The following is a 7,764-nucleotide window of genomic DNA, read 5'->3' as shown; positions in this document are numbered from 1 at the left end:
CGCGCTGCCCGGACGTGGCGACGGCGGTCCGGGCACGGGTGCGCCCGGCCAGCGCTCCGGACTCCAGCAGAACGGCTCCCCGCAGAACGGCTTCCAGCAGGGCCCTCCGCAGCAGAACGGGCCCCAGCAGAACGGCCCGCAGCAGGGCGGCGCCCCGCAGGGCAGGCCCGTCCCCGGCGACGGCTTCGCCGCGCGACGGTCCGGCAGTACGGGCATGGGTACGGGCCAGGGCCAGGGCGCCGGCGCGCCCGGCGACTCCGGTATCCCGACCCGCTCGGATGTGTTCGGCGGCGCTGGTGCGGGTCCCGCGGGCGGCCAGCAGGCCCCGCAGGGCGGCCACGCCTCCCCGCCACAGCAGCGCACCACCCACAACTCCGGTGGCCGCGACGACCGTCAGCCCCAGCTGCCCCCGCGGGGTGGACCACGCGGCGAGCTGCCCGGTGGCAACCAGCAGCCGCGCGTACCCACCTGGAGTGACCAGAGCGCCCAGCCGTCGGCCGGCCCTGACCGGCCCGACCGCCAGGACACCCCGCGCGAGCACCAGGAGCCGGACGCCACCGCGCCGTTCCCCCGCCCGGACGTCAACGGCCCGCGCCACGAAGGCCTGCCGCAGCGCCCCGAGTTCAGCCGCGTCCGCCCCAACGACCAGCAGGGCCAGCCCGGTCAGCACGGCCAGCCCGGTCAGCAGGGCCAGCCGCAGCGCCAGCAGCCCGAGCCCCCGCGCGGCGCCGACCAGCGCCCCCGCGCCCTGCCGCAGCGCCCCGAAGGCCCGATGGGCGCCGGGGCCCGCAACGGCGCCCGGGACACCGCGGACTTCGCGATACCGCAGCCCCCGGAGCCCCGCCCCGCGCAGCAGCAGCGCCCCGAGGAGCCGCGGCCGCGTACCGAGCCCTGGGAGCTGCCCGCCGCGGGCCCCGGCGACGGCCGTACCCCGCTGTACGACACCCTGGAGACCAACTGGTTCCGGTCCCAGGGCGGCGAGCAGCAGCAGACGCCCGACAACACGCCCCCCACGCCCCCCACACCCTCAGCCCCGGACGCGGCCCCCGCTCCCGAGGCGACCACGCCCGCGACCTGGCGAAGCTCACCGAACGATGAGCTCGTCCGGCAGGCGGAGCGGGTCAAGAAGCCGTCGGCAGGCGGGATCACCACCTCCGGTCTGCCACGCCGCGTACCTCGTGCGAACCTTGTCGCGGGAACCGCGGAGCAGCAACAGCAACAGAGCGGTCCCCAGGTCTCGCGCGCGCCCGATGACGTGCGTGGCCGGTTGACCAATCTTCGACGGGGCATCCAGCAGGGACGTGAGGCCGGGTCCGGACAGACCGGTAGCTTCCCTCGCCCCTCTCACCAGCAGGAGCGTTAGTTGAGTCCGATGAGCCAGGCGGCGCAGAATCTGAACTGGTTGATCACCAACTTTGTGGACAACACCCCTGGGGTGTCCCACACGGTGGTGGTCTCCGCCGACGGTCTCCTGCTCGCGATGTCCGAAGGGTTCCCGCGGGACCGTGCCGATCAGCTGGCGGCGGTAGCCTCCGGTCTGACCTCCCTCACGGCCGGTGCCTCGCGGATCTTCGAAGGCGGTCCGGTGAACCAGACCGTGGTCGAGATGGACCGCGGCTTCCTCTTCCTGATGTCCGTTTCGGACGGTTCCTCGCTGGCCGTACTCGCCCACCCGGACTGCGACATCGGTCTGGTCGGCTACGAGATGGCGCTGCTGGTCGACCGCGCGGGCACCGTACTGACCCCGGACCTCCGAGCCGAGCTGCAGGGGAGCCTTCTCCACTAGCCCGGCGCCAGGAACCTCGCCCCGAACGACCAACCGTCCGGCCGCTTTTATGCCCCCCACCGGCCCAGCTACGACGGCATGTAATGACCAACTGCTGTCCCGCCCGGAGGATTCATGACCCCGCCCAGCGCCTCTCACGATCCGTACGGAGCCACTCAGGACTCCGACTACGGATACGAGGGCGACCAGCCGCTGGTTCGTCCGTACGCGATGACCGGCGGCCGGACCCGGCCGCGCTACCAACTCGCCATCGAGGCACTGGTCAGCACCACGGCCGACCCGGCCCAGCTGATGGGACTGCTCCCCGAGCACCAGCGGATCTGCCACCTGTGCCGTGAGGTGAAGTCGGTGGCCGAGGTGTCGGCCCTGCTGTCGATGCCGCTCGGTGTCGCCCGCATCCTGGTGGCCGACCTGGCGGAGGCCGGTCTTGTCGCTATTCACCAGCCCGGCGGCGACGAGAACGCCGGCGGTCAGCCAGATGTGACACTGCTCGAAAGGGTGCTCAGTGGACTTCGCAAGCTCTGACGGCGGAGGCCGTTCCACCACATCCGCCAAGATCGTGGTGGCGGGCGGCTTCGGCGTGGGCAAGACCACGTTCGTCGGCGCTGTCTCGGAGATCAATCCGCTGCGCACCGAGGCCGTGATGACGTCAGCCTCGGCGGGTATCGACGACCTCACGCACACCGGAGGCAAGACGACGACGACCGTCGCCATGGACTTCGGCCGCATCACGCTGGACCAGGACCTGATCCTGTACTTGTTCGGTACGCCGGGTCAGGACCGTTTCTGGTTCATGTGGGACGACTTGGTACGGGGTGCCATCGGCGCCGTCGTACTGGTGGACACCCGACGATTGGCCGACTGTTTCCCGGCGGTGGACTACTTCGAGAACTCCGGTCTGCCGTTCGTGATCGCCCTGAACGGCTTCGACGGCTACCAGCCGTACAGCCCGGACGAGGTGCGAGAGGCGCTGCAGATCGGTCCGGACACCCCGATCATCACTACGGACGCCCGGCATCGCGCGGACGCCAAGAGTGGCCTGATCACGCTGGTCGAGCACGCCCTGATGGCGCGTCTCAAGTAGGCGCTGCCGTAGGGAAGTTACGGTACGTCCCGTAGGGCGGCTTGTGTCCTTTGACACGAACCGCCCGCGTGTTCATAACATTTCGACAGAGAATTCAGCAGCCCCAGACACCCCACGCGGTCATTCGGTATCGCTGTGCTCACAAGAGCCCCGCCTTTTGGCGGGGCTCGTTCTTTATGCCCGTTTTATCTGAGGCCTGGGTCACCTGGAGTCAGTGCTGCACACTGTTTGGTAGAGCCCCGGCTGACGTGCTGGAATGCGCTGAACTGCCCAGTAGTAGGGGCATGAAGACGACAGCGGCACAACGTAGGTGCCGACGCCGAGAGGTTGTTGGTCGAGTGAGGCGAAGCATGAGCAGTCCCGAGCCGTCGGCGCGGGGCAACTTCACCCCGCCGCCGCGGACAGCGGCGTCGCCCCCGGAGGTGCCCACCTCCGACGCGGAGGGCCCCGGCTCGTCCGACAGCGGCAGCCGGTTCTCCCCGCGTAACTGGCGGGTGCCCGTACGGCTGAACGCGATTCTGCTCATACCCGTGATCATCGCGATCGTCATGGGTGGCTTCCAGGTCAAGGGCTCGGTCGACACCTGGCAGGAAGCCCGGGACGCGGAGAAGACCGCCCTCGTGGTGCGCGCGGCCGAGGACTACAGCCTGGCGCTGCTGAACGAGCGGGACCTCTCCGCCCCCGACCTCCTCGGCAAGGCCGGAACGACCGCCGAGGTCAAGAAGCTCCGGGCGGACACCGACGCCGCCAAGGCGAAGTTCGACGAAGTCGTCAAGAGCATGCCGGACACCATGGGCCTGGAGCGTCGGCTCAGCCTGTTCCGCACCAGCGAGTCCAAGCTGGTCAAGCTCCGCGAGCAGGCCTACGTCGCCGCCATGGACCCGGTCAACACCGAACGGGGCTACGTAGAGGTCCAGCACTCGCTGATGGAGTTCGCCAACGAGCTCAGCCTGGGCACCGGCAACATCACCAGCTACGGCCGCACCGTCTACGCCGTCTCACTCGCCAAGGCCGCCGGATCGCTGCAGCGCTCCATCGGCACCCACCTGCTGATCCGGCCGAGCAGCGACCCGAAGAAGTACCAGGAACAGCTGACCGCCTTCACCTCCTACGCGTACCTCGAAGAGATCGCGATCGCCGAGTTCATCTCCTCGGGCACCGAGCAGGACGTCGCCCGCCTCAAGGCGGTGATGAAGGAGAAGGAGGACGAGGGCGAGAAGAAGCTCGCCGAGGCCGCCAGGCAGGCCGAGGACGCGGGCGAGACCCTCCCCGTCCCGCCGTCCATGTCGGAGATGATCGGCCTGATCGGTGGCGGTGAACTGACCCGCGAGGAACTCGCCGCCGCGGGCATCACGCCGGAGATCTGGATGGCCGCCTCCACGGGCAAGTTCGAGGGCTACCGCGAGATCGAGACCGGCCTGGTCGACCAGGCCGTGACCGAGGCCGGAGAGATCGCCGACGACGCCCAGCGTGACGCGTACATCACCGGCGCCGCCGTGGTCGCCGCCGTACTGATCGCCTTCCTGATCGCCGCGCTCATGGCCCGCCAGATGAGCAACAACATGCGCCGGCTGCGCACCGCCGCCTTCGGCATCGCCGAGCAGCGGCTGCCGATGCTCGTCGACCAGCTCTCGCGTACCGACCCCGGCCGGGTCGACACCCGGGTCGAGCCGATCCCGATCACCACCCAGGACGAGATCGGCGAGGTCGCCCGAGCCTTCGACCAGGTGCACCGCGAGGCCGTCCGGCTGGCGGCCGAGCAGGCCCTGCTGCGCGGCAACATCAACGCGATCTTCACCAACCTCTCGCGCCGCAGCCAGTCCCTGATCGAGGGCCAGCTGACCCTGATCACCGACCTGGAGAACAACGAGGCCGACCCGGACCAGCTGGAGAACCTCTTCCGCCTGGACCACCTGGCGACCCGCATGCGCCGTAACGGTGAGAACCTCCTGGTCCTCGCCGGTGAGGAGCCGGGACGCCGCTGGGACCAGCCGGTCCCGCTGGTCGACGTGCTCCGCGCCGCCTCGTCCGAGGTGGAGCAGTACGAGCGCATCGAGCTCTCCGGCGTCCCCGAGGCCGAGATCCACGGCCGCGCCGTGACCGACCTGGTGCACCTGCTGGCCGAGCTGCTGGAGAACGCCACCACGTTCTCCTCGCCGCAGACCAAGGTCAAGGTCACCGCGACCCGGCTGCCGGACGGCCGCGTCATGATCGAGATCCACGACAAGGGCATCGGCCTGACCGCCGAGGACTTCGCGGACATCAACCACCGGCTGGCCAACCCGCCGACCGTGGACGCCGCGATCTCCCAGCGCATGGGCCTGTTCGTGGTCGGCCGACTGGCCGGCCGGCACGACATCCGCGTCCAGCTGCGCCCGTCGGGCGAGCAGGCCGGAACCACCTCGCTGGTCATGCTGCCCGACGTCATCACCCATGGTGGTGGCGGCAGCGACCTGCCCGAGAGCGAGTTCACGGTCTCGCAGATCATCCCGGAGCAGGACCAGCAGCCCCAGCACCAGCAGGCGTTCGCCGCCCCGCAGATGCGCACCGCGGCGGAGCTCGGCTTCGACGACAGCCGGTACGACGACGGCCCCACGGTGCCGGATGACGCCCGTGAGCTGGACCCGGTGGGCCGCTCGCTGATGCGCGAGGAACGCCGCGCGGCGCTCGAGACGCAGGGCCCCGACCGTTCGGGCTTCCCGGACGAGCAGGACCAGCAGAGCGCGTACGACGGCCAGCAGCAGGGCGCGTACGAGCACGGCGGTCAGCAGCAGGGCGCCTTCGAGAGCGGCGGCCAGCAGGACGGGTACGACGGACAAGGCTCCGGCTACGACGAGCAGCAGGCGTACGGCGACCAGCAGGGCGTGTTCGAGCACGGCCAGCACGGCCAGCAGGGCGGCTACGACGGCTACCAGCAGCCGGGCGGCTATCCGGAACCCGCCTATGCGGAGGCGTCCTACGACGACCACGCGGCCCAGCAGACCTCCGCGCAGCAGCAGTACGACGGCTACGACGACCGCTCCCACCAGGGGGAGTGGCAGCAGCAGACCGGTTACCAGGACGCCTACCAGCCCGACTACAGCCAGGAAACGGAATCCGGTCTTGGCGCTCCCGCAGGGGGCGACGACCGCGTAGGCTTCGGCCAGCAGGCGCCCTCGGCACCCGCGCCGAACACCTCCCACGCGCTGACCGACGCTGGCCTGCCGCGTCGTGGCTCCACCGCCCCGGTCCAGGACCAGAACGGCACGGCGGGTCAGCAGTGGCAGCCAGCCCCCAGCCAGGACACCCCGCCGCCGCAGCAGCACGCCGACCACGAGCCGCCCCCGGCGGCCGGGGACGGCGGTACGGGTGACACGGGATGGCAGTCGGCGAACGACGACCGCTGGCAGCGGGCCGAGGCGCTCCGCAAGCCCAAGGCGGGCGGGGTCACCCCCTCCGGCCTGCCGCGCCGGGTACCCAAGGCCAACCTGGTCGAGGGCACCGCGGAGCAGACCCCCCAGGGCGGCCCTCAGGTCTCCCGCGCCCCCGAGGACGTACGGGGCAGGCTGAGCAACCTGCGCCGGGGCGTCCAGCGGGGACGCGACGCAGGAAGTGACTCGAACGGCCAGGGCTTCGGCCTTGGTGGCAACTACAACCAGGAGCGTTAGTGTGAGCCCGATGAGCCAGGCGGCGCAGAATCTGAACTGGTTGATCACCAACTTTGTGGAGAACACCCCCGGGGTGTCCCACACGGTGGTGGTCTCCGCCGACGGACTCCTGCTCGCGATGTCCGAAGGATTCCCGCGGGACCGTGCCGATCAGCTGGCGGCGGTCGCCTCCGGTCTGACCTCCCTCACCGCCGGGGCCTCCCGGATCTTCGAGGGCGGCAGCGTCACCCAGACCGTTGTGGAGATGGAGCGAGGATTCCTTTTCCTCATGTCCATCTCGGACGGCTCCTCACTCGCCGTACTCGCGCACCCGGAGGCGGACATCGGCCTCATCGGGTACGAGATGGCCCTTCTGGTTGACCGCGCGGGCACCGTACTGACCCCGGACCTCCGTGCGGAGCTCCAGGGCAGCCTTCTCAACTAACAGACAGGCAGTACGTTTTCTTGCCCCGTGGCTTTAAAGTTTCGGGACGCGGCTCCAACGGTGGACGCATCGCAAGTCGGAGGAGGAGAACGTGGCAACACCCCCAGAAGGTTCGTCTTCGGGCAACTGGTCGTACGGACAGGGGCAGGGGCAGGGCGAAGGCTCCCCCAACAGCTACAACTTCCCCGCCTCATCCGGCCACCAGGGCCAGCCGTACGCACAGCAGCCCTACGCGCAGCAGGGGCCCGGGCACGGCAGGTCCGTGCCGCAGCAGTCCCAGCGGCGTGCGCCCGCGCGGCAGCAGCCCGCGGGCGGAAACCACAACCCACTGGTGCGTCCGTACGCCATGACGGGCGGACGCACCAGGCCGCGGTACCAGCTCGCCATCGAGGCACTGGTGCACACCACCGCGGAACCGCATCAGTTGCAGGGCCAGTTGCCCGAGCATCAGCGGATCTGCAATCTGTGCCGGGAGATCAAGTCCGTAGCGGAGATCTCGGCGCTGCTCACCATTCCCCTAGGCGTGGCCCGCATCCTCGTAGCCGACCTGGCGGAGGCGGGACTCGTCGCTATTCACCAGCCCGGCGGCGACGAGAACGCCGGCGGTCAGCCAGATGTGACACTGCTCGAAAGGGTGCTCAGTGGACTTCGCAAGCTCTGACGGCGGAGGCCGTTCCACCACATCCGCCAAGATCGTGGTGGCGGGCGGCTTCGGCGTGGGCAAGACCACGTTCGTCGGCGCTGTCTCGGAGATCAATCCGCTGCGCACCGAGGCCGTGATGACGTCAGCCTCGGCGGGTATCGACGACCTCACGCACACCGG

General features: G+C 69.9%; 6 protein-coding genes and 2 pseudogenes. All 8 read left to right on the top strand.

Annotated elements, in window-relative coordinates; all coding sequences use genetic code 11:
* Positions 1–1,363, top strand: a pseudogene (locus tag GCN81_RS32045) (nitrate- and nitrite sensing domain-containing protein); the annotation flags it as partial.
* Positions 1,364–1,372: 9 nt separating this feature from the next.
* Entirely contained in the window at positions 1,373–1,786 is a 414-nt protein-coding gene (locus GCN81_RS27265; protein WP_156727240.1) for a roadblock/LC7 domain-containing protein, read from the top strand.
* Positions 1,787–1,900: 114 nt separating this feature from the next.
* Entirely contained in the window at positions 1,901–2,311 is a 411-nt protein-coding gene (locus GCN81_RS27260) for a DUF742 domain-containing protein (RefSeq protein WP_156727238.1), read from the top strand.
* A complete protein-coding gene (locus tag GCN81_RS27255; RefSeq protein ID WP_156727237.1) occupies positions 2,292–2,870 on the top strand; it encodes a GTP-binding protein in 579 nt (192 codons plus the stop codon). Before GCN81_RS27260 ends, GCN81_RS27255 begins: the two co-directional genes overlap by 20 nt.
* A 350-nt stretch (positions 2,871–3,220) precedes the next feature.
* Entirely contained in the window at positions 3,221–6,517 is a 3,297-nt protein-coding gene (locus GCN81_RS27250; RefSeq protein ID WP_231627005.1) for a sensor histidine kinase, read from the top strand.
* A gap of 10 nt (positions 6,518–6,527) precedes the next feature.
* Positions 6,528–6,941: a roadblock/LC7 domain-containing protein gene (locus GCN81_RS27245; protein WP_156727239.1), complete on the top strand. Its 414-nt coding sequence runs from the start codon at positions 6,528–6,530 to the stop codon at positions 6,939–6,941.
* 91 nt (positions 6,942–7,032) lie between these two features.
* Entirely contained in the window at positions 7,033–7,602 is a 570-nt protein-coding gene (locus GCN81_RS27240; RefSeq protein ID WP_156727235.1) for a DUF742 domain-containing protein, read from the top strand.
* Positions 7,583–7,764: pseudogene (locus GCN81_RS27235) on the top strand (ATP/GTP-binding protein); the annotation flags it as partial. The gene GCN81_RS27240 and the pseudogene GCN81_RS27235, both read left to right, overlap by 20 nt.

The organism is Streptomyces apocyni, from assembly GCF_009739465.1.
Classification (GTDB): domain Bacteria; phylum Actinomycetota; class Actinomycetes; order Streptomycetales; family Streptomycetaceae; genus Streptomyces; species Streptomyces apocyni.
Note: the sequence above shows the minus strand (reverse complement) of the source record. Positions and strands in the feature narration are given on the sequence as shown.

What these genes read in the sequence shown, in the direction of transcription:
- GCN81_RS27265 (WP_156727240.1), top strand. Translation starts at nt 1,373, where the DNA reads ATGAGCCAGGCGGCGCAGAATCTGAACTGGTTGATCACCAACTTTGTG.
- GCN81_RS27260 (WP_156727238.1), top strand. Translation starts at nt 1,901, where the DNA reads ATGACCCCGCCCAGCGCCTCTCACGATCCGTACGGAGCCACTCAGGAC.
- GCN81_RS27250 (WP_231627005.1), top strand. Translation starts at nt 3,221, where the DNA reads ATGAGCAGTCCCGAGCCGTCGGCGCGGGGCAACTTCACCCCGCCGCCG.
- GCN81_RS27245 (WP_156727239.1), top strand. Translation starts at nt 6,528, where the DNA reads ATGAGCCAGGCGGCGCAGAATCTGAACTGGTTGATCACCAACTTTGTG.